This is a genomic window from Allorhizobium sp. GW101-3B10, assembly GCF_059424725.1.
Map to the genome: position 1 here is coordinate 3352937 of NZ_JBWKZR010000001.1, position 26081 is coordinate 3379017.

Sequence of the window (26081 nt, forward strand, 5' to 3'; positions counted from 1 at the left end):
CCCGATCAGCCGATGAGGTTGGCGAAACGCACCGAATAGACCCGGTCTCGGCCGAGCAGATGGGCGATCAGGGCGGCGCGGTCGAAGAGGCCGGTGAAGGCCTTATGGCGAAGGTCGAGGCCTCCGGTCAGCACGCCGAAGGCCGGCATCATCAGGCGTATGCCGTCGCTGGCGAAGCAGGGACGGCGGACCGATTTTTCACGGCGGCGGACCGTGGCGCAGGGGTGCAGGTGGCCGGCAACCTCGCCCCTTCCCGCCGCAAGGCTCGGCTCGTGGCGGAAGGTCAGGCCGCCATAGGCGAGTTCGTCGACCGAAATGCCGGGCAGATTGGACGCGCCGTCCGGGTCGTGGTTGCCGTTGATCCAGATCCATTCGCGGCCGGCCGCCATCAGCGCGATGCGCTGGCGATAGGCCTCGGGCATCAGCGCCGAACCGACCTGATCGTGAAAATTGTCGCCGAGGCTGACGACGATCTTCGGATCGTGGCGGACGATCACCCCTTCGAGGATCTTCAGCGTCGCGAGCGTGTCATAGGGCGGCAGAAGCTGGCCGCGCCGGGCGAAGGCGGCGCCTTTCTCCAGGTGCAGGTCGGAGACGACCAGCATGGACAGATCGGGCAGGTAGAGCGCGCCGGACGGATCGCAGACGGCGCTCACTCCGTGAAACGCGATCTCCACCGGGGGTGGCGTCTCGTCGGCGGCAAGGCGTCGTGCTGTCAAACTGGTCATTCCGTGTTCCCGGCCGCTTGGGCGGCGATCCTTACTTCGAGGCTTTTAACACCCCCTCTGGCCTGCCGGCCATCTCCCCCACAAGGGGGGAGAAAACGCGTGGCGCCCACTCGGCCTATTTCGCGTCGAGGACGTTTCAACGCCAAGTGAAGGGCGAGGCGTTGCCGTGGTTTAAGTCCCTCCCCCTTGTGGGGAGGGGTCTTCACTCCACGCACCGTTGCATCAACCTTACCCCATGGCCTCGGCGATCAGGTCGTCAGCGGCTTCGGCCAGCACGTGTTCGTGAGCCTCGCCGCCGGCGACCGATTCTCGGCCGATCTCCAGCATCACCGGCACGGCCAGCGGCGAGATATGCTCCAGCCGCTTGTGGGTGATGTGGCCCCTGATTCTCTTTAGCATATCGGCGAGCCGGGCAATATCCAGAAGACCCGCGGCGGCATCCTGTCGCGTCGCCTGCATCAGGATGTGATCGGGCTCGTGGCTGCGCAGCACGTCGTAGATGAGGTCGGCCGACACCGTGACCTGGCGGCCGCTCTTCTCCTTGCCCGGATGGCGCTTCTCGATCAGGCCGGCAATCACGGCACAGGTGCGGAAGGTGCGCTTCAGCATCCAGGATTCGGCAAGCCAGGCCTCGAGGTCGTCGCCCAGCATGTCCTCGTCGAACAAATCGGCGAGCGCCAAGCGCCCCGAGGCGATCATCGTGCCCATGTCTTCCAGCCCCCAGATGGCGAGCGAATAGTCGGTCGCTACGAAACCGAGCGGCTTCGCCCCCATGCGCTCCAGCCGGCGGGTCAGCAGCATGCCGAGCGTCTGGTGGGCAAGCCGGCCCTCGAAGGGATAGGCGATGAGGAAGAAGCGGTTTCCCCGCGGAAAGGTCTCTATCAGCAGTTCGCCGTGCTTCGGCAGGACCGACTTCTCGCGCTGGATCTCCAGCCAGTCGCGCACCTGATCGGGCAGGCCCCGGCGGCGCTCCGGATCGTCCAGCATGGCGCGCACCTGTTCGGCGAGATAGGTCGAGAGCGGGAACTTGCCGCCGGCATAGGCCGGGATCTTCGGATCCTGCGAGAAGGCATTGGAGACGAGGCATTCATTGTCGCGCAGGGCCTCGAAGCGCAGCACCTTGCCGGAAAAGAGAAAGGTGTCGCCCGGGCTCAGCTGTTCGAAGAAATATTCCTCGACCTTGCCGAGCATCATGCCGCCGCGGCCGAGCGAGCCCAGATGGTTGCGCTTGACCAGGCGCACATTGAGCATCGGCGCCTCGACGATGGTGCCGAGGTTCAGGCGATACTGCTGGATGACCTGCGGATTGGAGACACGCCAGCGGCCGTCCTTGGTCAGGCGGATGCGGGCATAGCGCTCGTAGGTCTTCAGGGCATAGCCGCCGGTGGCGACGAAATCGACGATGCGGTCGAAGCTGTGTCGCGGCAGCGCCGCATAGGGCGAGGCGGTGACCACTTCGGCATAGAGTTCGTCGGCAAGGAAGGGGGCGGCGCAGGCCATGCCGAGCACATGCTGGGCGAGCACGTCGAGCGACCCCTCTCCGACCGGCGGCGTGTCCTGGGCGCCGAGATAGTTGGCGTCGAGGGCGGCCTGGCACTCCATGACCTCGAAGCGATTGGCCGGCACGAGGATCGCCCGGCTCGGCTCGTCCATGCGGTGGTTGGCGCGGCCGATGCGCTGGGCCAGGCGCGAGGCCCCCTTCGGCGCGCCAACATGGACGACGAGATCGACATCGCCCCAGTCGATGCCGAGATCGAGCGTCGAGGTGGCGACCACGGCCCGCAGCTTGTTGTCGGCCATCGCCGCTTCCACCCTGCGGCGCTGGGCGACGTCGAGCGAGCCGTGATGCAGGGCGATCGGCAGGTTGTCATCGTTGATCGTCCAGAGTTCCTGGAACAGCATCTCGGCCTGGGAGCGGGTGTTGACGAAGATCAGCGTCGTCTGGAAGTCCTTCAGCACCGCATAGAGTTCGGGCATTGCATAGCGGGCGGAATGGCCCGACCACGGGATGCGCTCCTCGGTCGTCAGGATGGTGATGTTGGGCTTGGCGCCGCCGTCGACCGTGATCAGCCCCGCATGGTGCTCGCCCTCGGGCAGCTGGGCGACCAGCCAGCGCTGCAGGTCGAGCGGTGAAGCGACGGTCGCCGAAAGGCCGATGGTGCTCAGAGATGGCGCGAGCTTCCTCAGCCGTGCGAGGCCGAGCGACAGCAGGTGGCCGCGCTTCGAGGTGACGAGCGAATGCAGCTCGTCGAAGATCACATAACGCAGATCCTTGAAGAAGCGTTCGGCGTCGTTGGCCGAGATCAGAAGCGCGAGCTGTTCCGGCGTGGTCAGCAGGATGTCCGGCGGGTTGAGCTTCTGACGCTGGCGCTTTCCGCTCGGCGTGTCGCCGGTGCGGTTCTCGATGGAAATCGGCAGGCCCATCTCGGTGACGGGCTTCATCAGGTTGCGCTCGATGTCGACGGCGAGCGCCTTCAAGGGCGAGATGTAGAGCGTGTGGATGCCGGTAAACGGCGTGCCCGGGGCCGGGCGGCGGCGCTCGGCAAGTTCGGTCAGCGACGGCAGGAAGCCGGCGAGCGTCTTGCCGGCGCCGGTGGGGGCGATCAGCAGCAGGCCCTCCCCGGCGCCCGCGCGGGCAAGCAGTTCCAGCTGATGGGCGCGCGGCTGCCAGCCCTTTTCCGCGAACCAGCGGAGGAAGGGCTTGGGCAGGAGGGATATGGCGCGCTCGCTGATGGACACAGGGTAAACCTAGCGGAGTCGCTTCAAAAAAGAAGCGCTGTTGACGGACGAATGAATCATAGATATATTTTATCCACGATAGGAGTGCGTGATGAAACTAGGCGACGGCGTCGAACAGGCCATCCACAGCATGACCATGCTGGCCACCCTGCCCGAGGACGGGGTCCTTTCGGCGGCCGCGCTTGCGGAGTTCCACGGGGTTTCGCCGAGCTACCTGCTGAAACATCTCCAGGCGCTGTCGAGCGCCGGCCTGGTCGACACCGTTCCGGGGCCGAAGGGCGGCTATCGCCTGGCACGCGAGCCCGAGGCGATCACCCTGCTCGACATCTTGCTTGCCGTGGAAGGGCCGCAGCCGGCCTTCCGCTGTCGCGAGATCCGCCAAAGGGGGCCTGATCCCCTCCCCCAGCGGTACTTCGAGAAACCATGCGGGATTGCGGCGGCGATGCTGGCGGCGGAGCGGGTTTATCGGGCCGAACTCAAGAAAACGAGCATCGCGGATCTGATCTCGGATCTGAAGTCGAATGACGACGGAGGGATCGCGGCACGCGGCTGCGCCTTCCTGGAAATCCACGAACGCAAGACCACCCGCTGAAGGGCAAACCGAAAGGAAGACAAGATGCACCCGCGCCTCGACATCGCAAAGGCGGCCCCCGCCGCCTACAAGGCCGTGCTCGGCCTGGAAAACTACGTGCAGACCAGCGGGCTTTCCCGCGCCGAAATCCACATGATCAAGCTGCGCGCCTCGATCATCAACGGCTGTGCCTACTGCGTCGACATGCATGTGAAGGAATCGCGCCATGACGGCCTGTCCGAACAGTGGATCAACATGATGTCGGTCTGGCGGGAATCGCCCCTCTACACGCCGCGCGAACGCGCCCTGCTCGGCTGGGTCGATGCCGTGACGAACATTGCCGGCACCGGCGCGCCGGACGAGGCCTTCGAAGCGCTGAAGGTGCATTTCACCGACGGCGAGATCGCCAACATCACCGTGGCGATCGGCACGATCAACGTCTGGAACCGGATCTGCGTCGGCTTCCGGACCATGCATCCGATCGATCAGCCAGCCGTTGCCGCCTGATCAGCCGACTACCGCCCTGTTACCGAAGGACCGTTACATCGCAATGTAGCGGTCCTTTCGATGATTGATGGCCAACGTCAGATTGAGCACCACGGCGCCGACGACCGAGCAGAAGATGATGAAGGGCGTGGCGACGAAGAAGGAGAAGACCAGCACCGTGCCGTCGAACACGAGCTGCACCAGACCGGCGCGCCAGCCGAAGCGGTCCTGCAGGTAGAGCGCCAGGATGCCGAAGCCGCCGAGGCTGGCGCGGTGGCGAAAGAGCGCCAAGAGGCCGGCGCCGATGACCAGCCCGCCGAAGATCGCCGCGACCAGCGGGTCGATGTGGGAAAAGCCGATGGCCCGCGGCACCGCTTCCGTGAGGAAGGAGGTGAACGCCACGGCCGAGAAGGTCTTCAGCGTGAAGCCGAGCCCGAAGCGGCGGAAGGCCAGCCAGTAGAAGGGCAGGTTGATGATGAAGAACAAGAGGCCGAAGGCATAGCCGGTGGCATAATGCAGCAGGAAGGCGACGCCGGTGGTGCCGCCGGTGAGCAGGCCGGCGCTCGACAGCAGCAGGACGCCGAGCGAGGCCATCATCGAGCCGGCCGCGAGACCCTGGACATCATCGACGAGCGAATGGCGCTCCGAAGAGGAGGTTATCATGTCCTTCAGACGGGTCTTTACTTCGACATTGGCCATGTCACATCCTGCCGTTCAGTGCGCTTGCTTGCCCAGTCGGTAGCGCGGCGACGCGCCGATCTCAAGGGGCATACCGTCCGAATGTCTCAACGCAGGGCGATGTAACGATCGGAGCGGTGGTTGATGGCGAGGAAGAGGTTGAGCACGACGGCACCGAGCACCGAATAGGCGACCACCTGCGGGCTGACAACGGCAAAGGCGGTGGCCATGACCACGAGGTCGAAGGCGAGCTGGACAAGGCCGGCGCGGATGCCGAAACGATCCTGCACATAGACGGCGAGGATGCCCAAGCCACCGAGGCTGGCGCGGTGGCGGTAGAGCGCCAGAAGGCCGAAACCGAGCAGCAGGCCGCCAAGCACCGCAGCCCAGACCGGGGCGATGCTCTCGATCACCAGGAAACGGCTTTCGATTTCGACGAGGAACGAGGTGAAGCCGACGGCGGCGAAGGTCTTCAGGGTGAAATCAACACCGACGCGGCGCAGCGACAGGATGTAGAACGGCAGGTTGAGCACGAAGAACAGCAGGCCGAAGCTGAGGCCGCTCCAGTAGTGCAGGACGAAGGCGAGCCCCGCCATGCCGCCAGTCAGAAGCCCGACCTTGGCGAGCAGATAGAGGCCGAGCGCGGCGATCATGCTGCCGGCGATCAGACCCTGCAGATCCTCGGCCGCCGTGTGGCGGGCCGGATTGGAATTCCAGATACCCAGCATGCTCGTCAAATGCGCCATGACACGTCTCCGAAAATGGCCTCCCGCAGTGCAATAAATACTCCGGATGTCCTGGGACGCAAGGGTGATAGGTAAGGAATACTGACCTATCGAAAAGTTCGCAATTTTCGATCCGATCAACGCGTCCTGATCGCAAGAAACAGAATGCCGAGGACCGGTTTTCCGCCATCCATGCGAATGGTCGTGCGCTCCATTTCGCGGATCTCGAAGCTGACGGCGGCGAGGGCGGCGCGGACATAGGCTTCGGAATGCGCATAACGCAGCGAAGGGGCGAGATGAAGGCCGTCCGGAGTGCCGGCATCCTCGACCGAGAAGGCGAAGAGCGCGCCGGGGGCTGCGAGTTCGGCGGCAAGGGAAAAGGCGTTCGACAGGTCGCCGAGATACATCAACACATCGGCGGCGGCGACGAGATCGGCGCGGCCGCGCGTCAAACCGCCGTCGAAAAGCCGGGAGCCTTCGGCATCGAGCGAGAGGTCGGAGCGCGCGAGGTGGTCGTAGATCGCCTTTTCCCCGGCCTTGGCGAGCATGTTGGCCGAGAGGTCGAAGCCTTCGAGCCGCCCGACACCGGAGCGGATCTCCACGCCGAACAGGCCGGTGCCGCAGCCAAGGTCGACGGCACAGGAAAAGCGGCCGCCCTCGCCGCGCGCCTTGCGCACCAGCGCCGCAAGCTTGCCCGGGACGGAATAGTCGAGCCGTTCGACGAGGGCCGCCTCGAAGCGGTCGGCATAGTCGTCGAACAGGGCCTCGACATAGCGGCTCGGCGGCTTGTCGGGCGTCTCGGTGGCGCCGAGGAGGGCGAGCTTCAGGCCGGCTCCGAAGATATCCTCCGGATCGAGCGCCAGCACCTGCCGGAGCGCTTCCGCCGCCTCTGCGCCAAGGCCCGCCTTCTCGCGATATTCGCCGAGCCGCAGCCAGCCGGCGGCCCAGGCGGGCGCCAGCTCCAGCGCCTGCTCCATCAATTCGGCCGCCGCCGCAGGATCGCCACTTTCGGCGAGCATCCGGGCATAGTCGGCGCGACGGTCGGCAATGACGTCGCCGGAGGAAAACTGGGTGGGCTGCATGGTGAAATCCCGTGGATCAGGCGGCACTTGACCGAAGGGCCGAAAAAACACAAGAGCTAAGTTGTCCGGCGCAAAGCCGAGCGCTCGCGCGCCTTGCTTGCGGGAAACGGCGCCGCTTCCTATGTGAGGACAAACAGGAGATTGCCATGGCCGATCAGGTCAACAGATTTCTCGGCGACACGCCGGGCCGCACGATCATCAAGCTCGTCGTCGTCTCGCTGATCGTCGGCTTCATCATGCATGTGTTCGGCATCTATCCGGTCGACATCCTCGAAGGCATCCGGCATTTCTTCATCGAGCTCTGGTATCGCGGTTTCGCCGCGCTCGGACGGGTCGGCGACTATCTCCTGCTCGGCGCGACGATCGTCATCCCGGTCTTCATCGTGCTGCGTCTGATCAGTGCAAGGAACTGAGATGCGGCCTGCGACCGTCCAGCCCCTTCCGCGGCGCATGCTTCTGATCCTGTCGGCAGGCAGCCTTGCCGCCGCGCTTGCCGGCTGCCGCACCGCGGACGTCCTGCCGACCGGTGACGACCTCTCCGAGGTGCAGACCGAGGGCGCGCTGCCGATCGTCAACACCCTGCGGCAGAAGAAGGGACTGGCGGGCCTCGCCCGCAAGCCCGAGGCCGAGGTCGCGGCTCTCGTCCAGGCGAGGCGCATGGCCAAGGCCGGAAAGATGGCGCATCTGATCGGCTTCAACGACAGTTTCCTCGACCGCATGAAATCCACCGAAGTGCCGCTGCCGGCCGCCGAGAACATTGCGACCGGCCAGGACAGCGTCGAGCGCGCGGTGCAGGCCTGGATCGATTCGAAGAAGCATCTCGAGAACATGCTCGGCACCTATCAGGGCCTCGGGGTTGCCGTTGCGCGCCATCCCTCTTCCGCCAACCGCCCTTATTGGGCCATGGTGCTGTCGGCCTGAGCGATTCCCGCCCCGGCGCAAAGTCAGTGGGCGCATGCATGGACACGAGAAGCCAGCCGGTTCGGATCATCGAAGTGACGCATCGTTCGGTGCTGGCGATCGCCGTGCCAATGACGCTCGGTTACGTCACCACGCCGCTGCTCGGGCTCACCGACACCGCCGTGATCGGCCGCACCGGCGAGGCGGCGGCGCTGGCCGGGCTTGCGATTGCGGCTGCGCTCTTCGACCTGCTGTTCGGCAGCCTCAATTTCCTGCGCGCCTCGACGACGGCGCTCGTCGCCCAGGCTCAGGGACGCGGCGACGGGGACGAACTCTTTGCCGTGTTCTGGCGCTCGATGGCGCTTTCCGTCGGCTTCGGCCTGCTCATTCTCGCCTTGTCGCCGCTGATCATTTCCGGCGGGCTTGCCATGATGGGCGCCGAAGGCAGCGTTGCGACGGCGTCGGCCACCTATATCGCCATCCGCATCATGGCCGCGCCGGTCACGCTCTCCAACTTCACCCTGCTCGGCTTCGTGCTGGGGCGCGGGCTCGGATCGGTCGGGCTCGGGCTGCAGATCCTGCTGAACGGCATCAACATCGTCATGTCCATCCTGCTCGGCCTGACCTTCGGCTGGGGCATCGCCGGCGTCGCCTGGGGAACGGTGATCGGCGAGACCGTGGCGGCACTCGCCGGCCTCGCCTTCGTCTTCCGGCGCTACGGATCGGCCGCGATGCCGCGGCTGGCCAGGCTGACCGACGCGGCGAAGCTGCGAGAGCTCTTCCATCTCAACCGCGACATCCTGATCCGCACCTTCTCGCTGATCACCGCCTTCACCGTGATGACCCGGGTGGGCGCAAGCTTCGGCCCGGTGACGCTCGCCGCCAATGCGGTGCTTTTGAACTTCTTCATGATCTCGAGCTTCTATCTCGACGGGATTGCCACCGCGGCCGAGCAGATCGCCGGCCAGACGATCGGGGCGCGTTACCGGCCGGGCTTCGAACGCGCGGTGAAGCTCACCGGCATCTGGTCGCTCGGGCTGGCGCTTGCAAGCCTTGCCTTCTTTCTCGGGCTCGGGGAGTCGATCATCGGCATCATCACCACGGCGCAGGAGGTTCGCATCGTCGCCGACCTCTATCTGCCCTATGCGGCGCTGACTGCGCTGACCGGGGCGCTCGCCTTCCAGATGGACGGCATCTTCATCGGCGCCACCTGGTCGCGCGAGATGCGCAACATGATGATCGTGGCGCTGGCCGGCTATCTCGCGACGCTGGCGGCCCTGGTGCCGAGCTTCGGCAATCACGGGCTGTGGATCGCGCTCAACGTGTTTCTGGCGCTGCGCGGCCTGCTGCTGCTGTCGCGGCTCAAGCCGAAACTCGATCAGACCTTCGCGGCGAGCCAGTAGTCGAGCCGGGTGTCGCGCAGCTCGCGGATCGAGGAGACCTTTTCGCGGTCGAGCAGCGCCGACAGGCCGCGCACGATGCGTGCCGGCAGGCCGGGGCCTTCATAGACCATGCAGGAATAGAGCTGCACCAGATCAGCGCCGGCGCGGATTTTCTCCAGTGCCGTCTCGGCCGAGGACACGCCGCCGACGCCGATGATCGGCATGGCCGGGCCGACGCGCTTGCGCATGCGGGCGAGCACCGCCGTCGACTTTTCGAACAGCGGCTTGCCCGACAGCCCGCCCGCCTCACCGGCGAGACGCGGATCGGAGAGGCCGTCGCGGGACAGCGTCGTGTTGGAGACGATCAGCCCGTCGAGCTCGTGCGCCAGCGCTTCGGCGGCGATGTCGTCCATGCCCTCTTCGGTCAGATCCGGCGCGACCTTCAGGAAGACCGGGCGACGCACGCCCGATGCCGCGGCGATTTCGTCGCGCGCGGCGAGCACGGCCGACAGGAGCGTCGACAGGCTCTCGCGGGCCTGCAGGTCGCGCAGGCCCGGCGTATTGGGCGAGGAGATGTTGGCGGTGAAATAGGAGGCGACGCCCGAGAAGCGGCGGATGCCCTCGACATAGTCGGCGATGCGGTCGGCGCTGTCCTTGTTGGCGCCGATATTGACGCCGACGATGCCGGCAGGCCTGCGAGCCAGCAGCCGGGCAAGGGCGGCGGCATGGCCCTCATTGTTGAAGCCGAGCCGGTTGATCACGGCCAGGTCCTTTTCCAGCCGGAAGATGCGCGGCTTGGGGTTGCCGGCCTGCGGCTTCGGCGTCAGCGTGCCGACCTCGGCAAAACCGAAACCGAGACGCAGCAGCGCGTCGGGCACTTCTGCATTCTTGTCATAGCCGGCGGCCATGCCGAGCGGATTGGGGAATTGGAGGCCGGCGACGGTGACGGCGAGGCGCGGATCGGCCTTCAGCGCGCAGCCCGGCACGAGGCCGGATTTGAGCGCAGCGATCGACAGGCCATGGGCGGTCTCGGCGTCGAACAGGAAGAGGCCGCGGCGGGCAATCGTCTTGAAGGCATCGATCATCGGTCCATCTCCGGAAAGACATGCTGGCCGTCGCCGCCGAGCGGCAGGGGCTTTTCCCACAGGACGGCATCGAGCGGCAGGTTGGCATAGAGGTGCGGAAAGAGATCGCCACCGCGCGAAGGCTCGAAGCGCAGCGCCTCGCCGAGCGATGCGGCATCGACGGCGACCAGCAGCAGACCCTCGACGCCGGCGAAGTGGCGTGCCGCCGTCTCGACCGCCTGGGCGGCGGTGGAAAAATGGATGTAGCCGTCGTGCAGATCGATCGCCGCCCCACGAAATACTCCCTCGTCGCGCGCTTCCTGCCATAATTCGCGCGGCACGATCTTGTATATAATCCGATCCAAGGGCCTGTCCTTCCGTCAGCGGAGTCTTCGCTGGCGGTTTGCCGCAAACCGACCGGCTTGTCCACGCTTGTTAAGCCGGTGGACGAGCCAACCGTGACGAATTCGAGGAGATCGCCGATGCGCCCGATGCCCATGCCAACGACCCTTTTCCTGATGATCGCGACCGGCTTCGCCGCGCCGGCCCTGGCCGAGGACACCGACGTCGCGCGCTTCGCGCTGGAGAAGACCGATGGCGGCTTTGTCCGTCTCGACCGCAAGACCGGCGCGCTGACGCTTTGCCAGGAGAGCGACGGAACGCTCACCTGCCGCATGGCCGCCGACGAGCGGGCCGCCTACGAGGAAGATCTTGCCCGCCTGGAAAAACGCGTGGAGGCGCTGGAGAAGAGCCTTGCCACGGGCCGCCCGCTGGCGAAAGGCGAACCGCTGCCCAGCGACGAGGAAGTCGAGCGCTCGATCGGCATCATGGAACGCTTCATGCGAAGCTTCTTCGGCCTCGTGGAAGAGTTCAAGCAACGGGAAGAAGGCACAACGCCCGACAAAACATAGACTATTGTATATATTCCCAGCTATCGCTAAATAGATGAAGAGCCGCGGACGCGGCGTGCAAGACATCGCTCTTGGGAGGGGGCTTCGACATGACGGCATCGACCTTCATCATTGCAGACGATCATCCGCTCTTCCGCGGCGCCCTGCGTCAGGCTGTCAGCGGCATCGACGGCGAGCAGACGATCATCGAAGCCGGTGATTTCGAAGCCGCCCGCAAGGCGGCAGCCACCCATTCCGACGCCGAACTGATGATGCTCGACCTGTCCATGCCGGGCGTATCCGGCTTTTCCGGTCTGATGGCGCTCAGAGCCGAATTCGCCAGCCTGCCGATCGTCATCGTCTCAGCCAGCGACGACCCCACCACCATTCGCCGCGCGCTGGAACTCGGCGCCTCCGGCTTCATCTCCAAGTCGTCCGGCATCGAGGACATCCGCGCCGCCATCCAGTCCGTGCTGGAAGGCGACATCTGGACTCCGAAAAACTATCAGGGCGGCCAGGAGCAGGATCCGGACGTCGCCGACCTGATCAGTCGACTGAGGACGCTCACCCCACAGCAGAGCCGCGTGCTCGGCATGCTCGGCGAAGGCCTGCTGAACAAGCAGATCGCCTATGAGCTCAGCGTGTCGGAAGCCACGATCAAGGCGCATGTCTCGGCGATCCTGCTGAAGCTCAAGGTCGACAGCCGCACCCAGGCCGTCATCCAGCTCGGCAAGATCAACATGGCCATGGTCGCCTGACGCAAGGACGCCAAACGCCCTTGCGAGGAGGATTTTATTCCTTTTCACCTTTACTGGACAATGTGCTTTGGTTAAAGTCCCGGTATCTCGCCGGGGCAGGGCATTCCATTGCCGTTGCAGCCGGCCCTGGAGCATGAGCGACGATGCTTTCGCATGACAAGATATGGGCCGCGATCGACAGGCTCGCCGAAAGCCACCAGCTGACCACGTCAGGCCTGGCGCGGCGGGCTGGCCTCGACCCGACATCGTTCAACAAGTCGAAACGGACCGGCCCGGACGGGCGCATGCGCTGGCCTTCGACCGAATCCATATCCAAGGTGCTGGAGGCGACCGGAACCGGCATCGACCAGTTCATGGGCCTCATCCAGCCGGAGACGGGCGGCACGGCGCCGAACGGCGGCTTTCCGCCGCAGGCCGGGTCGATCCCGCTGCTCGGCTTTGCCCAGGCTGGCGCCGGCGGCTTCTTCGATGACGGCGGCTTTCCCGCGGGCCAGGGATGGGACGTGGTCGAATTTCCCGCCTCGCCGGCCCGCAAGGCCGGCGTCTATGCACTGGAGGTCCAGGGCGACAGCATGAAGCCGCTCTATCGCGACGGCGACGTGCTGATCGTCGAGCCTGGCGCCCAGGTCAGGCGCGGCGACCGCGTGGTGGTCAAGACCCGCGAAGGCGAGGTCATGGCCAAGGTGCTGGCACGCCAGTCGGCCAAGACCATCGAACTGATATCGCTCAACCCGGAGCATCCGAACCGCAACCTCGACATGACGGACGTCGAATGGATCGCGCGGATCATCTGGGCCAGCCAGTAGGAAAATCGGCCTATGCGTCCTCTCGGTACCATCGTCGCCGGCATCGCCGGCATCGCCCTGTGGGCCGTCTTGCTGAGCGTCGCCGGCCGCAACATGGCCGACAGCGAAGCCGAGGGCTTCGAGATCGAGGACATGCCGGTCGAATGGGCCGAGCCGAATGCGCCGGTGGACGCCTCAGAGGAGCAGCAGGCGGTATCGGCGGACGACGCGCCGGAGATCTCCGTCGAGGCCGATCGGCCGGCCGGCGGGCCGGCGCCGCCGACTGAGGATACGGCTGCGGCGACGGAAGAGGCCGGGGTTCGCCCGGTCAATCCCGACCTCTTCGCCTCACCGCTTGCCGCCGAGCCGCAGAAGCTCGAGCGCATCGAACCGCGCGCGCCGCTCGACACCGTACAGCTGGAGACCGAGCGGGTGAAGGTCGTGCTCCTGCCGCGACCCGAATCCGTCGCGGCCGGCCTGATCGCCTTCGGGCCGCGAAACCTCAAGCTCGCCGACATCACCACCACCGACCGGATGCGCATGTGCCCGACCTCGAAGGGCGGCGACTGGCCCTGCGGCATGGTGGCGCGCACGCAGCAGCGGCTCTTCCTGCGCAACCGTACGATCGCCTGCGAAACGGACAGCGCCGACTGGAAGGGCACGATCGAGGCCCGCTGCCGCGTCGGCGAACTCGACATCGCCACGTGGCTGGCCGAGAACGGCTGGGCCGAGGCGCCGGCCGGCTCGCCGCTCGCCGCGCTCACCGACAAGGCGCGCACCGAGCGCCGCGGGCTTTTCGGCGACGACCAGCGGTAAGCCCGGGGCCTGGCTTGAAAGCCAGGCCGGCAGATCCTACTCTCCCACAAAACAACGAGGAATGCCCGACCGATGACAACGCCCGTAACGCCGCACGACGCCCTGATCTTCGTCATGGTGATGGCCTCCGCCGTCGACAATTCGATGAACGACAAGGAATTGCGCCGCATCGGCCAGCTGATCGACCTGCTGCCGATCTTCGACGGCTTCGACAAGGACAGCGTCGTCGAGGTTTCCAAGCGTTGCGCCGATATCCTGGCCGGCCCCGAGGGCCTCGACATCGCGCTCGAAGTCATCCGCGACGCCGTACCGGCCCGCTCCTACGACACCGTCTATGCGCTGGCCGTCGAGGTCATGGCGGTCGACATGACCGTGAAGCCCGAGGAGATCCGGTTCCTGCAATTGCTGCGCGACCGGCTTGGCCTCAACAAGCTGACCTGCGCTGCGATCGAACACAGCGCCATTGCCCGCTACCGCCCGATGTGACCCCGCGACGCGGCCGCCCCGGTGCTTGCCGGGGATGCCCTCCGGATCCCCTGAACGGTACAGCTGCCGAGCCCCCCGAACAGAGCCGGGGGAGCGCAACCGCGCGCATGGTCGCCGGTTCTAGAACAGGCCGTAGGGGAAATAGCGCAGGTAGATTTCCTGCAGCCGGCCGTTTCGCGACAGCGCCGCCAAGGCACTGTCGAAGGCCGCGGCGAGCACCGGATCGTCGCGGCGGAGCATGATCGTCAGCCCCTCCCCCAGAAAACGCTCCGAGACATAGGCCTGGCCGAACAGCGCGCAGCAATTGCCCGCGGCATCGCCGGCGGTCCAGAAGGACAGCTGCAGCGAATCGGCGAACACGGCATCGATCTTCTTCGCCTTCAGCTCCTCCAGCATCTTTCCCCGATCGGCAAAGGGGATCGCCTGGATGTCGGGGAAGAAGGCTTTCAGCATGGCTTCGTGCGCCGTGCCGTCGACCACGCCCACGCGGCGGCCGAACAGCGCGTCGGCATTCTCACCGCCAAGCTCCACCGCCTTGTTGCGGGCAAAGCGCGCCGGCAGCAGCATATAGGGCCGACTGAAGGCGAAGCGGGCACGCAGGCCGTCGCTGACCGCCATGCCCGCCAGCACCGCCTCGCCCTGACCGGCGGCGAGCGCCGCTTCGATTTCTCCATAGGGCAGCGCCTGGATCTGGCATTTCGCCTCAATGCCGAGCTCGGCGCAGATGGCACGCGCCAGATCGATGTGGAAGCCGGCGAGCCGGCCCGTCTGGTCGGCAAAATTGAAGGGCGGAAAATCCGTCGTCGTCAGGAAGCGCACGCGCAGCAAGCCGGATAGATCAGGGCGCGGCAGGCGCTCCCGGGCATCGAACAGCACCGGCAGATCCCCGGCCCGCGCCGGATGCGGCAAGGACACAGCCGCAAGAATCGCACACGTCGCCACAACCAAAAAGCGCAACCCCTGCAAATACAGGGATGAAACTACCATGCGTATCATTATGATCCATTTCCAGGGACAGCCGGGGCGTCATCTCCCGATGACGGTGTAACAGAGTCATGCAAATCGGGGAATATGGCGGCCGCGCTGAAGCGACCGCCGGGGGATCCAATGCTGCATCGCATGGAGTGCCTGTCCCCGGGGAACGGCCCGAGGACGGCGCGGCCCTTTCCGCATTGCGCGACGAAGCGCTGGTGATGAAATCGCTCGGGCTATCCAAACCCCTGATCGCCCGCATGGCGAGAAGCGCCGCGAGCCACGGCACGACCATCGAACAGGAATTGCTGGCGAGCGGCCATGTGCAGGAGGAAGCCTATTACGGCGCGCTGGCGCGGCTGGCGGGCCTGCCCTTTCTCGAAGCCATCCCGGACGGCGCGGTTATCGACGGCAAAGGGCTGGACAGCCAGCTCGCCCGGCCCTGCTCGGTACGGCTGCACGACAAGACCCGCCCGCCGCTCACGGTGATCGCCCCCGAGGCGCGGCGCATCGACCACCTGCTCGCCAGCCTTGAGCGGCATCCGGGGCTTCGCCGGTCGCTCGCCATCGCCTCTGCGTCGTCGATCCGGCGCGCCGCCTGGCAGGCCGGGGCGGATCGGCGGGTCAAGGCGACCGTCGATGCGCTGTTCGAGGCGCGACCGGACTTCTCCGCCCGCACGGTTCTCACCGGTCGGCAGGGCTTCTGGGCAGGCGCGATGACGAGCGGCGTGATTGCGCTGCTCCTCGGTGCGCCGGCGATCGCAGTTACCGTCCTGCATCTCACGCTGTCGCTGCTCTATCTCGCGGCGCTGTGCCTGCGCATGGCCGCCCTGGTGCATGGCCGGCGCTCCGGACGCGCGCGGCAAAGGCCAGCCGCGCTGCCGGTCGTCAGCGGCGAAGAGACCCTGCCCGTCTATACGGTGATGGTGGCGCTCTACCGCGAGGCCGAGGTCGCGGCCCAGCTGATCGGCTCGCTCGAGCGGCTCGACTGGCCGCGCGCCCGGCTCGACATCAAGCTGGTCTGCGAGGCCGACGACATGGCGACCCTTTCGGCGATCCGGGCGCTCGACCCGCCCCGGCATTTCGAGATCGTCGAGGTGCCGCCGATGGCGCCGCGCACCAAGCCGAAGGCGCTGAGCTATGCGCTTCCCGGCGCGCGCGGGGACTATGTGGCAATCTTCGATGCGGAGGACCGGCCGCATCCTGGCCAGTTGAAGGAAGCCTACCATACGTTCCGCACAGCACCCGCGAATCTTGCCTGCCTGCAGGCGCCGCTGGTGATCGCCAACATGCGCCAATCCTGGACCACCGCGCTGTTTGCGCTCGAATATGCCGCCCTGTTTCGCCGTATGCTGCCGATCCTGGCGCGCTACCGCATGCCACTTCCGCTGGGCGGCACGTCCAATCACTTTCGCATCGGCCCGCTGAAGGCGGTCGGCGGCTGGGATCCGTTCAACGTTACGGAAGACGCCGATCTCGGCATGCGGCTCTACCGGCTCGGCTACCGCTCGGCCACGATCCGCCGGCAGACGCTGGAGGACGCGCCGACGACGGGCGCCGTCTGGCTCGGCCAGCGGACCCGCTGGTTCAAGGGCTGGCTGCAGACATGGCTGGTGCTGATGCGCGATCCGGCCCGGACGGTCGACGAAATGGGATTTGCCGCCTTCGCCACCTTCCAGCTGCTGATCGGTGGCATGCTGATCTCGGCACTCAGCCATCCGCTCATCCTGGTCTTCATCGCCACATCGGCGGTCGCCATGCTGCAGAAGCCAGCCGAAACGATCGGCCTGTTCGAGGCAATCCTGTTCATCATCGACATCACCAACATTCTCGGCAGCTACGCGGCCTTCGTGACGCTCGGCGCAACGACGATGACAGGGCACGAAAGGAAAATGGTGGGCAACCGGTGGATGGGGGTCCCGCTCTACTGGATGATGACCTCGTTTGCGGCCTGGAAGGCCGTCGTCGAGCTGCGCTGCAAGCCCTTCTTCTGGAACAAGACGCCGCACCGGCCGCACGAGACGCACGAGCCGCGCGAGACTCATGCGCAGACACAAGCCGAGGCGGTTCGCGCCAGCGAAGCCTGTGATCCCACCCGCCAGCCGTCTTGACCGCAAACGGGCGAGCGCGCAGAGATTTGCCGAGGGGTCCGCAGAAGCCGCGCCCAGCGGAGAGCGCGGCGGGGGCCCAATCATCGGGAGAGACCGGCTTGGCGGAGAGACAGGGCGGGAGCGACACGGCGACCTGGCGCAGGCTCCCCGGCAGCATCTGGGCGATCGGCTTCGTTTCGCTGTTCATGGATGTCTCCTCCGAGATGATCCATGCGATCCTGCCGCTCTATCTGGTCACCGTGCTCGGTACGTCGACACTCACCGTCGGCATCATCGAGGGGATCGCGGAGGCGACCGCGGCGATCACCAAGGTGTTTTCCGGCGCGCTCAGCGACTGGCTGGGCAAGCGAAAGCTGCTCGCCGCCCTCGGCTACGGGCTTGCGGCGCTGACCAAACCGATCTTCCCGCTTGCACCGGGCGTCGCCTGGCTGATCGCCGCACGCTTCGTCGACCGCATCGGCAAGGGCATCCGCGGCGCGCCGCGCGACGCGCTGGTTGCCGACATTTCCCCGCCCGAGCTGCGCGGCGCAAGCTTCGGGCTCCGGCAGTCGCTCGACACGCTCGGCGCCCTGCTCGGGCCGCTGCTTGCCATCGTCTTCATGTGGGCGCTCCACAACGATTTCACGCTGGTCTTCTGGATCGCCGTCATTCCCGCCTTCGTCTCGGCCGGGCTGATAATCGTCGCGGTGAAGGAGCCGAAGCGGGCGGCGCCCGTGCGCAAGGTGCGCATGCCGCTCAGCCGCGGCGAGCTTCGGCGGCTGAGCGCCAGCTACTGGTGGGTGCTCGCGGTCGCGTCGGCCTTCACGCTCGCCCGGTTCAGCGAAGCCTTCCTCGTGCTGAAGGGCCAGGACATCGGACTATCGCTCGCTTTCGTGCCGGCGGTGATGGTGGTGATGAATGCCGCCTATTTCCTCTCGGCCTATCCGGTCGGGGCGCTGTCGGACAGGATGAGCCGGACGAGACTGCTCGTCGCCGGCCTCGTGCTGCTGCTCGCCGCCGATCTGGTGCTCGCCTTTTCTTCGGGTCTCGCCGGTCTTGCGCTCGGGGCCGCACTCTGGGGCCTGCACATGGGCTTTACCCAGGGGCTGCTGGCAACCCTCGTCGCCGACACCGCGCCGGCGGAACTGCGCGGCACGGCCTTCGGCATGTTCAACCTCGTGACCGGCGTCGCATTGCTGGCGGCCAGCGTCATCGCCGGTCTGCTCTGGGACGCCACCGGCCCGACCGGCACGTTCCTTGGCGGCGCCGGCTTCACCGTGCTGACGCTCGCGGGCCTTTTGCTGCTCGAAGCCAGACGCCGGCGCAATGGCGTGGCGCGGTGAGCGGACGATCTTGATGATTGGATAAGGCTGGAGCGGGTGAAGGGAATCGAACCCTCGTATTCAGCTTGGGAAGCTGCTGCTCTACCATTGAGCTACACCCGCGCGGCCCGCACAGTTCCAACAGATGCGGCGCTCTGTCAAGGGCGAAACTGACCTGCGCGGACGCCGATCAACCGAGCCGGAAGTGCTTGGACAGCTTCAGGCCCTGGGCCTGGTAGTTGGAGCCGAGGCCCGAGCCGTAGAGGCCTTCAGGGCGCTCCTGCATGTGCTCGTAGACGAGACGGCCGATCACCTGGCCATGCTCGAGGATGAAGGGCACTTCGTGGCTGCGCACTTCGAGCACCGCCCGGCTTCCCGAGCCACCGGCGGCGGCATGGCCGAAACCGGGATCGAAGAAGCCGGCATAGTGCACGCGGAACTCGCCGACCAGCGGGTCATAGGGCGTCATCTCGGCGGCATACAGCGGCGGCACATGCACCGCCTCATTGGAGACGAGAATGTAGAATTCGTCCGGATCGAGGATGAGTTCGTCGGCGCCCCGGCTGTAGAGCGGTTCCCAGAAGTCGAGCACGTCGTGGGCGGCCTTCTTGTCGACGTCGATCACGCCGGTATGGTGCTTGCCGCGATAGCCGATCAGGCCGTCAGCGCCAGTGCCCTTCAGGTCGATCGACAGCGCGATGCCGCCGCCCGAGACGTTCGGCGCCTCGCTGGCGACAAGGGTCTCCGCCGCATGCAGGTCGAGCAGTTCGCGCTCGCCGAGCAGTGCCTGGCCGACGCGGAAACGGATCTGCGACAGGCGCGAGCCGCGCCGCACGATGACCGGGAAGGTGCGCGGGGAAATTTCCAGGTAGAGCGGTCCCTTGTAGCCGGCCGGGATCTTGTCGAATTCCTGGGCATGGTCGACCATGACGCGGGTGAAGATGTCGAGGCGGCCGGTCGAGCTCTTTGGATTGGCCGAGGCCGACATTGCGGCCGGCAGGTCGAGGCTCTCCATCAGGGGGACAATATAGACGCATCCGGTCTCCAGCACGGCGCCGTTTTCCAGGTCGATCTCGTGCAGGGTCAGCCGTTCGAGCTTGTCGGCGACGGTGTGGGCGCGCCCTGGCATGAAGCTCGCACGCACGCGCAGCGCCTTCGCGCCCAGCCGAAGGTCGAGGCTGGCGGGCTGGATCTGGTCATGATCGAGCATCGTCTCGCTCATCAGCCGGCCCTCGCCGAAGAGCGTGCCGATGGCGCTGTCCGAGAGAATGCCCGTGGTCCTGGTCATCTTGCGTCTTCCTGTTTGGGCCAGACAAAACCAAAGTCGAGGAATTGACGCAAGCCCGCGATGGGCGTATGGCAAGCTTATCCCGTGGTGATTTGGCCGGTCGGCTTGCAGCCACGTTAAACAAATGGCTAAAGAGACCGGGTGCTAGAAACCGGTCCGATTTCGCGACCGGTTTTTTTGTATTCGAAAGGCTGAAAGGCATGAGCAAGAACTGGCGTCCGGCAACCCAACTGGTCCATGGTGGAACTCTTCGCTCGCCCTATGGCGAGACCTCCGAGGCGATCTTCCTGACGCAGGGCTTCGTCTACGAAAGCTCGGAAGCGGCGGAAGCACGCTTCAAGGGTGAGACGGACGGCTATATCTACGCTCGCTACGGCAGCCCGACCAACGACATGTTCGAAAAGCGCATGTGCCTCCTGGAAGGCGCCGAAGACGCCCGCGCCATGGCTTCGGGCATGGCCGCGGTCGCCGCCGCCGTGCTCTGCCAGGTGAAGGCCGGCGATCATATCGTCGCCGCCCGCGCCTTGTTCGGCTCCTGCCGCTACGTCGTCGAGACGCTGGCGCCGCGCTACGGCGTGGAATGCACGCTGGTCGACGGCCGGGACCTGAAGAACTGGGAAGCGGCGATCCGACCGAACACCAGGGTCATGTTCCTCGAAAGCCCGACCAACCCGACGCTCGAAGTGGTCGACATCGCCGGCGTCGCCAAGCTCGCCGACCAGGTCGGCGCCACGCTGATCGTCGACAATGTCTTCGCCACGCCGCTCTTCCAGAAGCCGCTCGAACTCGGCGCCCATGTCGTTGTCTATTCGGCCACCAAGCATATCGACGGACAGGGCCGCTGCCTCGGTGGCGTCGTGCTCTCGTCGAAGGACTGGATCACCGAGAACCTGCAGGACTATTTCCGCCATACCGGTCCGGCCATGTCGCCGTTCAATGCCTGGACGCTTCTGAAGGGCGTCGAGACGCTGCCGCTGCGCGTCAAACAGCAGACGGCGAATGCCGCGGCGATCGCCGACTTCCTGGCCGAGCAGCCGCAGGTCGCCAGGGTGATCTATCCGGGCCGCGCCGACCATCCGCAGGCCGACATCGTCGCCAAGCAGATGACCGGCGGCTCGACGCTGGTCGCCTTCGAGATGAAGGGCGGCAAGGACGCGGCGTTCAAGCTGCAGAACGCGCTGGACGTCGTCAAGATCTCCAACAATCTCGGCGACGCCAAGAGCCTGATCACCCATCCGGCCACGACGACGCACAAGAACCTCACCGACGAGGCACGCGCCGAACTCGGCATGTCCGGCGGCACGGTTCGTCTGTCCTGCGGCATCGAGGACACGGACGACCTGCTGGAGGACTTTGCCCGCGCCATCGCGTCCGTCGGCGCCTGAGCCCGGCCACGACGGCCAAGGCCCCAGAAAAGTCCGGGTGAGCGTCTTGCGCGCCCGGACCAGGCCCCTTAACCCCAACCATTAGCATTAACAACGAAATCTCTGCCGGACCGGTCGCTTTCGCCTGCCGGTGCGCTTGTATTTTTCCTTCATCGCGCCATGCTGTAGGCTATGCTTAGCGAAGCTTTAAAAAGGTCCCGTGCATGTATCGCGCCGTGACACGCGACATCGAGGTCAGTGTCGAACCCTATTACCTGGAGGAGCAATCCGATCCGGAAGACAGCCGCTATGTCTGGGGCTACCGCATCGTAATCGCCAACCATTCGACAAGGCCCGTGCGGCTGATGCATCGCTACTGGCACATTACCGACCAGAACGGCCAGGTCGATGAGGTGCACGGACCGGGCGTGATCGGCGAGCAGCCGCGGCTGCGCCCCGGCGACACCTATGAATATTCGTCCGGCTGCCCGCTCGACACACCGTCGGGCATGATGTTCGGTCACTACCAGATGGAAGCCGACGACGGCGAGGTCTTCGAAGTCGCCATTCCGGCGTTTTCGCTGGATGCGCCGGGCATGGTCCGGGTGCTGAACTGAAAACGGCAGGGCCAAGGACCCTGCCGCTCGCATCATTCCATTTCGGCCCTGCTCAGGCGTTCAGGACTTCCGCCGCCTCATAGCGGTAGGTCGTCGAGCAGAACTCGCAGGTGACCGTGATCGCGCCGTCCGTCTGGCTGGCATCGATCTCCTCCTGCGAGAAGCTCGACAGCACGCCCTTGATCTTCTCGCGCGAACAACTGCATCGGTCATAGACGGCATGGGGCTCATAGACCCGCACGCCGCGCTCGTGGAACAGGCGGAACAGCAGGCGTTCCACACCGATCTGTGGATCGGTCAGTTCGTCGGCGTCGACCGTGTCGACCAGCATGCGCGCTTCCGCCCAGGCATCGTCATCCGAGTGCGGCCGGTCGCCATTGTCGCCATTGTCGCCGTCGCCGCCATGCAGGTCGGAGTGCCGCAGGCGTTCTGGCGCCTCGGGCAGGAACTGGGCGATCAGACCGCCGGCACGCCAGGTGCGGCGCGGACGGCCGTCTTCGTCGCGATCGAAGAACTCGGCGGCACCAAGGCGCACACGCGTCGGGATCTGCTCCGACTGGCGGAAATAGACCCCGGCAATATCCTCGAGCGAGGCGCCGTCCAGCGGCACGATGCCCTGATAGGGCTGCATGAAATTGCCCTGGTCGATGGTGAGCGCCAGCACGCCCGCGCCGAGCAACTGCTCGGGCGAGGTGCGGCCGGCGGCCACCGCCTCGGCCAGACGCTCCTCGTCGAAGCGGGCATAGGCGCGGACATTTTCCGGCGAGGCGAAGTCCGCAACCAGCAGGTCGACCGGACCGTCGCTCTTGGTCTGGACGGTGAACTTGCCCTCGAACTTGAGCGAGGTGCCGATCAGCACGGTGAGCACGATCGCCTCGGCCAGCAGCCGGGCGACCGGCTCGGGATAGTCGTGGCGGGCAAGAATGGTATTCAGCAAGGGACCAATCTGCACGGCGCGACCGCGCACGTCGAGACCTTCCACCTGGAAGGGCACGACCCGGTCATCACCGGCGAAACCGAATTCGCCGAGCTCGGCAGGCCTGTTCATCATCATTGTACTCCTGGCGCCTTGGCGCTCGAACATGGCGAGGCGCAGGGCCTCTTTCTCAATGGCACAAATGGGAACCGGGCGGAAAAAGATCAAGCGCGGCGAAAGCTGTCGTTCCGCCGCGTCATCTTCAGGCTGCTGCAGCCGCGATCAGATGGCGCCGAGGCACCAGGCGAGGATCGACTTCTGCGCATGCAGACGGTTTTCCGCCTCGTCGAACACGACCGACTGCGGGCCGTCGATTACCTCGTTGGTCACTTCCTCGCCGCGATGGGCCGGCAGGCAATGCATGAACAACGCGTTCGGTTGGGCCTGCTTCATCAGCGCGGCATTGACCTGGAACGGCTGGAAGACATTGTGGCCACGCGCCTTGTGCTCCTGGTTCATGGAGATCCAGGTATCGGTCACCACCACGTCGGCACCGTCCACGGCGCGGTCCGCGTCATGGCACAGCATGATCTCGCCGCCATTGTTGCGCGCCCAGTTGAGGATCTTGTCGTCCGGCTCGGAACCGAGCGGCACGGCCATGTTCATGCGGTAGCCGAACCGGGCCGAGCCCTCGACCAGCGAATGCAGAACATTGTTGCCGTCGCCGGTCCAGGCGATGGTCTTGCCCTTGATGGGGCCGCGATGCTCCTCGAAGGTCATCACGTCGGCCATGATCTGGCAGGGATGGGTGCTGTCGGTGAGCGCATTGATCACCGGCACGGTGGCATACTCGGCCATTTCCAGCAGACGCGAGTGGTCGGTGGTGCGGATCATGATCGCGTCGACATAGCGCGACAGGACCTTGGCCGTGTCGCCGATCGTTTCGGCGCGGCCGAGCTGCATTTCGGTGCCGGACAGGAACAGCGTCTCGCCGCCGAGCTGGCGCATGCCGACGTCGAAGGAGACGCGGGTGCGCGTCGACGGCTTTTCGAAGATCATCGCCAGCATCTTGCCGGAAAGCGGCTTTTCGGCGGTGCCGGCCTTGGTCGACTGCTTGCGCGTCTTGGCGTCCTCCAGGATCAGCCGGAGGTCGGGCGCCGTCATGGCGGAGAGATCGAGAAAATGCTTCGGAGATGCCATGTCTTTGCTTACCTGCCCTGGTTCGATGACGCCGCTGCGAGCTTGCCCTGCAGGTGCTCGGCCGCCTGTTCGATGCGCTTCAACCCTTCGCGGGCCTCTTCGACGGTGACGATGAGCGGCGGCAGGAGACGGATGACGTTGTCGCCGGCAGGAACACCCAGCACATGCTCCTCGCGCATCGCCATCAGCAGGTCGGTGTTGGGCACCTTGGCCTTGATGCCGAGCATAAGGCCTTCGCCGCGGATCTCCTCGATGATATCGGGATAACGGTCCTTCAGCGAAGCGAGACCCTGGCGGAAGATCAACGCCACTTCGCGGACGTGGTCGAGGAAACCGTCGGCCAGCACGACGTCGAGCACGGCATTGCCGACGGCCATGGCGAGCGGATTGCCGCCATAGGTCGAGCCATGAGTGCCGGCCTTCATGCCGGAGGCGGCCTCTTCTGTCGCGAGGCAAGCGCCGAGCGGAAAGCCGCCGCCGATGCCCTTGGCGACCGCCATGATGTCCGGGGTAATGCCGGCCCATTCGTGGGCGAACAGCTTGCCGGTCCGGCCGACGCCGCACTGGACCTCGTCCAGCACGAGCAGCAGTTCGTTCTCGTCGCAGATCTGGCGGAGCGCCCGGAGGAATTCGTTCGACGCGGTGCGCAGGCCGCCCTCGCCCTGTACCGGCTCGATCAGGATCGCGGCCGTCTGATCGGTGATGGCCGCCTTGACGGCATCGAGATCGCCGAAGGGCACCTGGTCGAAGCCGGGCGCCTTCGGGCCGAAGCCCTCGAGATATTTCTCCTGGCCGCCGGCGGCGATGGTCGCGATGGTGCGGCCGTGGAAGGCGCCCTCGAAGGTGATGATGTGGAAGCGCTCGGGATGGCCCTTGACGAACTGATAGCGGCGCGCCGTCTTGATCGCGCATTCCAGCGCCTCGGCGCCAGAATTGGTGAAGAAGACGCGATCGGCGAAGGTCGCTTCGGTCAGCCGGCGGCCGAGCGTCTCCTGGCCGGGGACGTCATAGAGGTTCGAGAGATGCCAGACCTTGCCGGCCTGCGTCGTCAGCGCCTCGATCAGGTGCGGATGGGCATGGCCGAGCGAATTGACCGCGACACCGGCCGCAAAGTCGAGATAGCGTTCGCCACCCTCGGTCACCAGCCACACACCCTCGCCTCGCTCGAACCGCAAGGGCGCGCGCATATAGGTCTGATAGAGGGGAGAGGCTTCTGCCATGATGAAAACACTCCTTCGGGAGGGCTTGACGGGACGACGGACGCTTTTGATCTCCCGGCGAACGGTGCCTTGAAAAATCAAAAATGCCGCCTTGCGGCGGCGGGGGCACTATCGACATTTCGACCTTGCCTGTCAACGAAACAGCGCGGCGCGCCTGAATTTTCGACCATGCCGGGAGCAAGACCGCGTCGTTTGACCACGCGAGCGGCCGCGACGCGCCAGGGTAGCAAGTTGGGGAAAACTCCAGAATCGATTCGCGATGATTCGACCGACTCTTGTCACGGAGTCAGCCCGGCACTAGGTTAATAGTCAATAAAGAAACTGCATGCGGCGGAACCAGTCACCGACAGTATCGAGGCGAGTTTGTTTCGGATCCTTCCGAAGCAACGGTGAGCGATTCTGCCATCACAAATCGCGAGCGGCGGAGAGATAACGGCATGAATTGGACAGATGAGCGCGTGGAAAAACTCAAGCGACTTTGGTCGGAAGGCTTGAGCGCGAGCCAGATCGCAGCACAACTGGGCGGTGTGAGCCGCAATGCCGTCATCGGCAAGGTTCACCGACTGAACCTTCCGGGCCGCGCCAAGGCCGGCGGCAGCTCGGCTGCGACGCGGGCAGCCAAGCGCCCGGCGGCTGCACCGCGCGCCACGACCTTCGCGTCGCGCGTCACGACCCGCACCGTCGCCCGCGCCTCGGGCACCAACATGCTCAAGGAAGAGATCGAAATCGACGGCATCGAGGAGATCGCAGTCGCCCCGAGCCGTGGCGTCGTCCTGCCGATTTCGCGCAAGCTGGCGCTGACCGAACTCACCGAACGCACCTGCAAGTGGCCGATCGGCGACCCGATGAAGGACGACTTCCACTTCTGCGGCTGCGAATCCGCGGATACTTCGCCCTATTGCGGCTATCACGCCAAGCTGGCCTATCAGCCGGTCGGCGAGCGCCGCAAGGCAGCGAACGCGGCAGCCCGCTAAGGCGGATCGGACAGAAGTGCCGGGCGGC

General features: G+C 65.7%; 27 protein-coding genes, 1 tRNA gene and 1 riboswitch. Of the genes, 15 read left to right on the forward strand and 13 right to left on the reverse strand.

Going from position 1 to position 26081, the window contains the following annotated elements:
- Window positions 1-5 precede the first annotated feature (5 nt).
- Window positions 6-728, reverse strand: coding sequence for a ligase-associated DNA damage response endonuclease PdeM (pdeM, locus tag AC07Y0_RS16645; RefSeq protein ID WP_498678840.1), 723 nt, complete (start codon window positions 726-728; stop codon window positions 6-8).
- A 228-nt stretch (window positions 729-956) separates the two neighbouring features.
- A complete protein-coding gene (locus AC07Y0_RS16650) occupies window positions 957-3467 on the reverse strand; it encodes a ligase-associated DNA damage response DEXH box helicase (protein ID WP_498678841.1) in 2511 nt (836 codons plus the stop codon).
- Between the two features lie 91 nt (window positions 3468-3558).
- Between AC07Y0_RS16650 and AC07Y0_RS16655 the strand changes: the two genes are divergently transcribed.
- Window positions 3559-4059 carry an RrF2 family transcriptional regulator gene (locus AC07Y0_RS16655; RefSeq protein ID WP_498678842.1) on the forward strand — a complete coding sequence of 167 codons (501 nt, stop codon included), beginning with the start codon at window positions 3559-3561 and terminating at the stop codon, window positions 4057-4059.
- Between the two features lie 24 nt (window positions 4060-4083).
- Window positions 4084-4545 (forward strand): carboxymuconolactone decarboxylase family protein, encoded by a 462-nt coding sequence (locus AC07Y0_RS16660; protein ID WP_498678843.1) that lies wholly within the window; start codon window positions 4084-4086, stop codon window positions 4543-4545.
- Window positions 4546-4578: 33 nt separating this feature from the next.
- Here AC07Y0_RS16660 and AC07Y0_RS16665 read toward each other — a convergent pair whose 3' ends face one another.
- The 3 genes from AC07Y0_RS16665 to AC07Y0_RS16675 form a co-directional block, all read right to left on the reverse strand.
- Window positions 4579-5223, reverse strand: coding sequence for a YitT family protein (locus tag AC07Y0_RS16665; protein WP_498678844.1), 645 nt, complete (start codon window positions 5221-5223; stop codon window positions 4579-4581).
- A gap of 86 nt (window positions 5224-5309) precedes the next feature.
- On the reverse strand, window positions 5310-5948 hold the full coding sequence (locus AC07Y0_RS16670; RefSeq protein ID WP_454744385.1) for a DUF6198 family protein: 639 nt from the start codon (window positions 5946-5948) through the stop codon (window positions 5310-5312).
- A gap of 116 nt (window positions 5949-6064) precedes the next feature.
- Entirely contained in the window at window positions 6065-7009 is a 945-nt protein-coding gene (locus AC07Y0_RS16675; RefSeq protein WP_498678845.1) for a class I SAM-dependent DNA methyltransferase, read from the reverse strand.
- Window positions 7010-7155: 146 nt separating this feature from the next.
- On the opposite strand from AC07Y0_RS16675, the gene AC07Y0_RS16680 reads away from it, so the two are divergent.
- The 3 genes from AC07Y0_RS16680 to AC07Y0_RS16690 are packed head-to-tail and all read left to right on the forward strand — an operon-like array spanning window position 7156 to window position 9312.
- Entirely contained in the window at window positions 7156-7422 is a 267-nt protein-coding gene (locus tag AC07Y0_RS16680) for a DUF6460 domain-containing protein (RefSeq protein ID WP_028738887.1), read from the forward strand.
- Between the two features lies 1 nt (window position 7423).
- The gene (locus AC07Y0_RS16685) at window positions 7424-7930 is read left to right on the forward strand and encodes a CAP domain-containing protein (protein ID WP_498678846.1); all 507 of its coding nucleotides are present in this window, start codon (window positions 7424-7426) and stop codon (window positions 7928-7930) included.
- A 38-nt stretch (window positions 7931-7968) separates the two neighbouring features.
- Window positions 7969-9312, forward strand: a complete 1344-nt coding sequence (locus tag AC07Y0_RS16690; RefSeq protein WP_498678847.1) for an MATE family efflux transporter — start codon at window positions 7969-7971, stop codon at window positions 9310-9312.
- On the opposite strand, the gene AC07Y0_RS16695 is transcribed toward AC07Y0_RS16690, so the two are convergent.
- Together AC07Y0_RS16695 and AC07Y0_RS16700 are read right to left on the reverse strand one after the other, a co-directional pair.
- The gene (locus tag AC07Y0_RS16695; RefSeq protein ID WP_498678848.1) at window positions 9288-10376 is read right to left on the reverse strand and encodes a quinone-dependent dihydroorotate dehydrogenase; all 1089 of its coding nucleotides are present in this window, start codon (window positions 10374-10376) and stop codon (window positions 9288-9290) included. The two genes, AC07Y0_RS16690 and AC07Y0_RS16695, sit on opposite strands and share 25 nt — an antisense overlap.
- Entirely contained in the window at window positions 10373-10720 is a 348-nt protein-coding gene (locus AC07Y0_RS16700) for a DUF952 domain-containing protein (RefSeq protein ID WP_498678849.1), read from the reverse strand. Before AC07Y0_RS16700 ends, AC07Y0_RS16695 begins: the two co-directional genes overlap by 4 nt.
- Window positions 10721-10846: 126 nt before the next feature.
- Here AC07Y0_RS16700 and AC07Y0_RS16705 point away from each other — a divergent pair, with 126 nt between their 5' ends.
- The 5 genes from AC07Y0_RS16705 to AC07Y0_RS16725 all read left to right on the forward strand — a co-directional run bounded on the left by AC07Y0_RS16705 (window position 10847) and on the right by AC07Y0_RS16725 (window position 14090).
- Entirely contained in the window at window positions 10847-11266 is a 420-nt protein-coding gene (locus AC07Y0_RS16705; RefSeq protein ID WP_498680258.1) for a hypothetical protein, read from the forward strand.
- A gap of 89 nt (window positions 11267-11355) precedes the next feature.
- Window positions 11356-12003, forward strand: a complete 648-nt coding sequence (locus tag AC07Y0_RS16710) for a response regulator (RefSeq protein ID WP_498678850.1) — start codon at window positions 11356-11358, stop codon at window positions 12001-12003.
- A 143-nt stretch (window positions 12004-12146) separates the two neighbouring features.
- Entirely contained in the window at window positions 12147-12809 is a 663-nt protein-coding gene (locus AC07Y0_RS16715; RefSeq protein WP_498678851.1) for a S24 family peptidase, read from the forward strand.
- Between the two features lie 12 nt (window positions 12810-12821).
- Window positions 12822-13604 (forward strand): thermonuclease family protein, encoded by a 783-nt coding sequence (locus AC07Y0_RS16720; RefSeq protein WP_498678852.1) that lies wholly within the window; start codon window positions 12822-12824, stop codon window positions 13602-13604.
- A 72-nt stretch (window positions 13605-13676) separates the two neighbouring features.
- Window positions 13677-14090 carry a tellurite resistance TerB family protein gene (locus tag AC07Y0_RS16725; RefSeq protein ID WP_498678853.1) on the forward strand — a complete coding sequence of 138 codons (414 nt, stop codon included), beginning with the start codon at window positions 13677-13679 and terminating at the stop codon, window positions 14088-14090.
- Window positions 14091-14210: 120 nt separating this feature from the next.
- Here the strand turns inward: AC07Y0_RS16725 and AC07Y0_RS16730 are convergent, their stop codons facing one another.
- The gene (locus AC07Y0_RS16730; protein WP_498678854.1) at window positions 14211-15086 is read right to left on the reverse strand and encodes a transporter substrate-binding domain-containing protein; all 876 of its coding nucleotides are present in this window, start codon (window positions 15084-15086) and stop codon (window positions 14211-14213) included.
- Between the two features lie 197 nt (window positions 15087-15283).
- On the opposite strand from AC07Y0_RS16730, the gene AC07Y0_RS16735 reads away from it, so the two are divergent.
- On the forward strand, window positions 15284-17173 hold the full coding sequence (locus tag AC07Y0_RS16735; protein WP_498680259.1) for a glycosyltransferase family 2 protein: 1890 nt from the start codon (window positions 15284-15286) through the stop codon (window positions 17171-17173).
- Window positions 17174-17271: 98 nt separating this feature from the next.
- Window positions 17272-18495 carry an MFS transporter gene (locus tag AC07Y0_RS16740; RefSeq protein ID WP_498678855.1) on the forward strand — a complete coding sequence of 408 codons (1224 nt, stop codon included), beginning with the start codon at window positions 17272-17274 and terminating at the stop codon, window positions 18493-18495.
- A gap of 28 nt (window positions 18496-18523) precedes the next feature.
- Here the strand turns inward: AC07Y0_RS16740 and AC07Y0_RS16745 are convergent.
- Together AC07Y0_RS16745 and AC07Y0_RS16750 are read right to left on the reverse strand one after the other, a co-directional pair.
- Window positions 18524-18597 (reverse strand) — tRNA-Gly (locus tag AC07Y0_RS16745).
- A 67-nt stretch (window positions 18598-18664) separates the two neighbouring features.
- Entirely contained in the window at window positions 18665-19762 is a 1098-nt protein-coding gene (locus AC07Y0_RS16750; RefSeq protein WP_498678856.1) for a 2'-deoxycytidine 5'-triphosphate deaminase, read from the reverse strand.
- 74 nt (window positions 19763-19836) lie between these two features.
- A riboswitch (SAM riboswitch) is annotated at window positions 19837-19915 on the forward strand.
- A 47-nt stretch (window positions 19916-19962) separates the two neighbouring features.
- On the opposite strand from AC07Y0_RS16750, the gene AC07Y0_RS16755 reads away from it, so the two are divergent.
- Together AC07Y0_RS16755 and apaG are read left to right on the forward strand one after the other, a co-directional pair.
- Complete coding sequence (locus AC07Y0_RS16755; protein ID WP_498678857.1) at window positions 19963-21147, forward strand: O-succinylhomoserine sulfhydrylase; 1185 nt, start codon at window positions 19963-19965, stop codon at window positions 21145-21147.
- Between the two features lie 203 nt (window positions 21148-21350).
- Window positions 21351-21743, forward strand: coding sequence for a Co2+/Mg2+ efflux facilitator ApaG/CorD (gene apaG, locus AC07Y0_RS16760; protein ID WP_454744370.1), 393 nt, complete (start codon window positions 21351-21353; stop codon window positions 21741-21743).
- Between the two features lie 52 nt (window positions 21744-21795).
- Here apaG and AC07Y0_RS16765 read toward each other — a convergent pair whose 3' ends face one another.
- The 3 genes from AC07Y0_RS16765 to AC07Y0_RS16775 all read right to left on the reverse strand — a co-directional run bounded on the left by AC07Y0_RS16765 (window position 21796) and on the right by AC07Y0_RS16775 (window position 25079).
- A complete protein-coding gene (locus AC07Y0_RS16765) occupies window positions 21796-22794 on the reverse strand; it encodes an Hsp33 family molecular chaperone (RefSeq protein ID WP_498678858.1) in 999 nt (332 codons plus the stop codon).
- A gap of 147 nt (window positions 22795-22941) precedes the next feature.
- Window positions 22942-23859 (reverse strand): ornithine carbamoyltransferase, encoded by a 918-nt coding sequence (argF, locus tag AC07Y0_RS16770; RefSeq protein WP_498678859.1) that lies wholly within the window; start codon window positions 23857-23859, stop codon window positions 22942-22944.
- Window positions 23860-23867: 8 nt separating this feature from the next.
- Entirely contained in the window at window positions 23868-25079 is a 1212-nt protein-coding gene (locus AC07Y0_RS16775; RefSeq protein ID WP_498678860.1) for an aspartate aminotransferase family protein, read from the reverse strand.
- Window positions 25080-25516: 437 nt separating this feature from the next.
- On the opposite strand from AC07Y0_RS16775, the gene AC07Y0_RS16780 reads away from it, so the two are divergent.
- A complete protein-coding gene (locus AC07Y0_RS16780; protein WP_498678861.1) occupies window positions 25517-26053 on the forward strand; it encodes a GcrA family cell cycle regulator in 537 nt (178 codons plus the stop codon).
- Window positions 26054-26081: the final 28 nt, after the last annotated feature.

Coding starts and splice junctions, on each gene's coding strand:
- pdeM (WP_498678840.1), bottom strand. CDS start 728: ATGACCAGTTTGACAGCACGACGCCTTGCCGCCGACGAGACGCCACCC.
- AC07Y0_RS16655 (WP_498678842.1), top strand. CDS start 3,559: ATGAAACTAGGCGACGGCGTCGAACAGGCCATCCACAGCATGACCATG.
- AC07Y0_RS16660 (WP_498678843.1), top strand. CDS start 4,084: ATGCACCCGCGCCTCGACATCGCAAAGGCGGCCCCCGCCGCCTACAAG.
- AC07Y0_RS16665 (WP_498678844.1), bottom strand. CDS start 5,223: ATGGCCAATGTCGAAGTAAAGACCCGTCTGAAGGACATGATAACCTCC.
- AC07Y0_RS16670 (WP_454744385.1), bottom strand. CDS start 5,948: ATGGCGCATTTGACGAGCATGCTGGGTATCTGGAATTCCAATCCGGCC.
- AC07Y0_RS16675 (WP_498678845.1), bottom strand. CDS start 7,009: ATGCAGCCCACCCAGTTTTCCTCCGGCGACGTCATTGCCGACCGTCGC.
- AC07Y0_RS16680 (WP_028738887.1), top strand. CDS start 7,156: ATGGCCGATCAGGTCAACAGATTTCTCGGCGACACGCCGGGCCGCACG.
- AC07Y0_RS16685 (WP_498678846.1), top strand. CDS start 7,424: ATGCGGCCTGCGACCGTCCAGCCCCTTCCGCGGCGCATGCTTCTGATC.
- AC07Y0_RS16690 (WP_498678847.1), top strand. CDS start 7,969: ATGGACACGAGAAGCCAGCCGGTTCGGATCATCGAAGTGACGCATCGT.
- AC07Y0_RS16695 (WP_498678848.1), bottom strand. CDS start 10,376: ATGATCGATGCCTTCAAGACGATTGCCCGCCGCGGCCTCTTCCTGTTC.
- AC07Y0_RS16705 (WP_498680258.1), top strand. CDS start 10,847: ATGCCCATGCCAACGACCCTTTTCCTGATGATCGCGACCGGCTTCGCC.
- AC07Y0_RS16710 (WP_498678850.1), top strand. CDS start 11,356: ATGACGGCATCGACCTTCATCATTGCAGACGATCATCCGCTCTTCCGC.
- AC07Y0_RS16715 (WP_498678851.1), top strand. CDS start 12,147: ATGCTTTCGCATGACAAGATATGGGCCGCGATCGACAGGCTCGCCGAA.
- AC07Y0_RS16720 (WP_498678852.1), top strand. CDS start 12,822: ATGCGTCCTCTCGGTACCATCGTCGCCGGCATCGCCGGCATCGCCCTG.
- AC07Y0_RS16725 (WP_498678853.1), top strand. CDS start 13,677: ATGACAACGCCCGTAACGCCGCACGACGCCCTGATCTTCGTCATGGTG.
- AC07Y0_RS16730 (WP_498678854.1), bottom strand. CDS start 15,086: ATGATACGCATGGTAGTTTCATCCCTGTATTTGCAGGGGTTGCGCTTT.
- AC07Y0_RS16735 (WP_498680259.1), top strand. CDS start 15,284: ATGAAATCGCTCGGGCTATCCAAACCCCTGATCGCCCGCATGGCGAGA.
- AC07Y0_RS16750 (WP_498678856.1), bottom strand. CDS start 19,762: ATGACCAGGACCACGGGCATTCTCTCGGACAGCGCCATCGGCACGCTC.
- AC07Y0_RS16755 (WP_498678857.1), top strand. CDS start 19,963: ATGAGCAAGAACTGGCGTCCGGCAACCCAACTGGTCCATGGTGGAACT.
- apaG (WP_454744370.1), top strand. CDS start 21,351: ATGTATCGCGCCGTGACACGCGACATCGAGGTCAGTGTCGAACCCTAT.
- AC07Y0_RS16765 (WP_498678858.1), bottom strand. CDS start 22,794: ATGATGAACAGGCCTGCCGAGCTCGGCGAATTCGGTTTCGCCGGTGAT.
- argF (WP_498678859.1), bottom strand. CDS start 23,859: ATGGCATCTCCGAAGCATTTTCTCGATCTCTCCGCCATGACGGCGCCC.
- AC07Y0_RS16775 (WP_498678860.1), bottom strand. CDS start 25,079: ATGGCAGAAGCCTCTCCCCTCTATCAGACCTATATGCGCGCGCCCTTG.
- AC07Y0_RS16780 (WP_498678861.1), top strand. CDS start 25,517: ATGAATTGGACAGATGAGCGCGTGGAAAAACTCAAGCGACTTTGGTCG.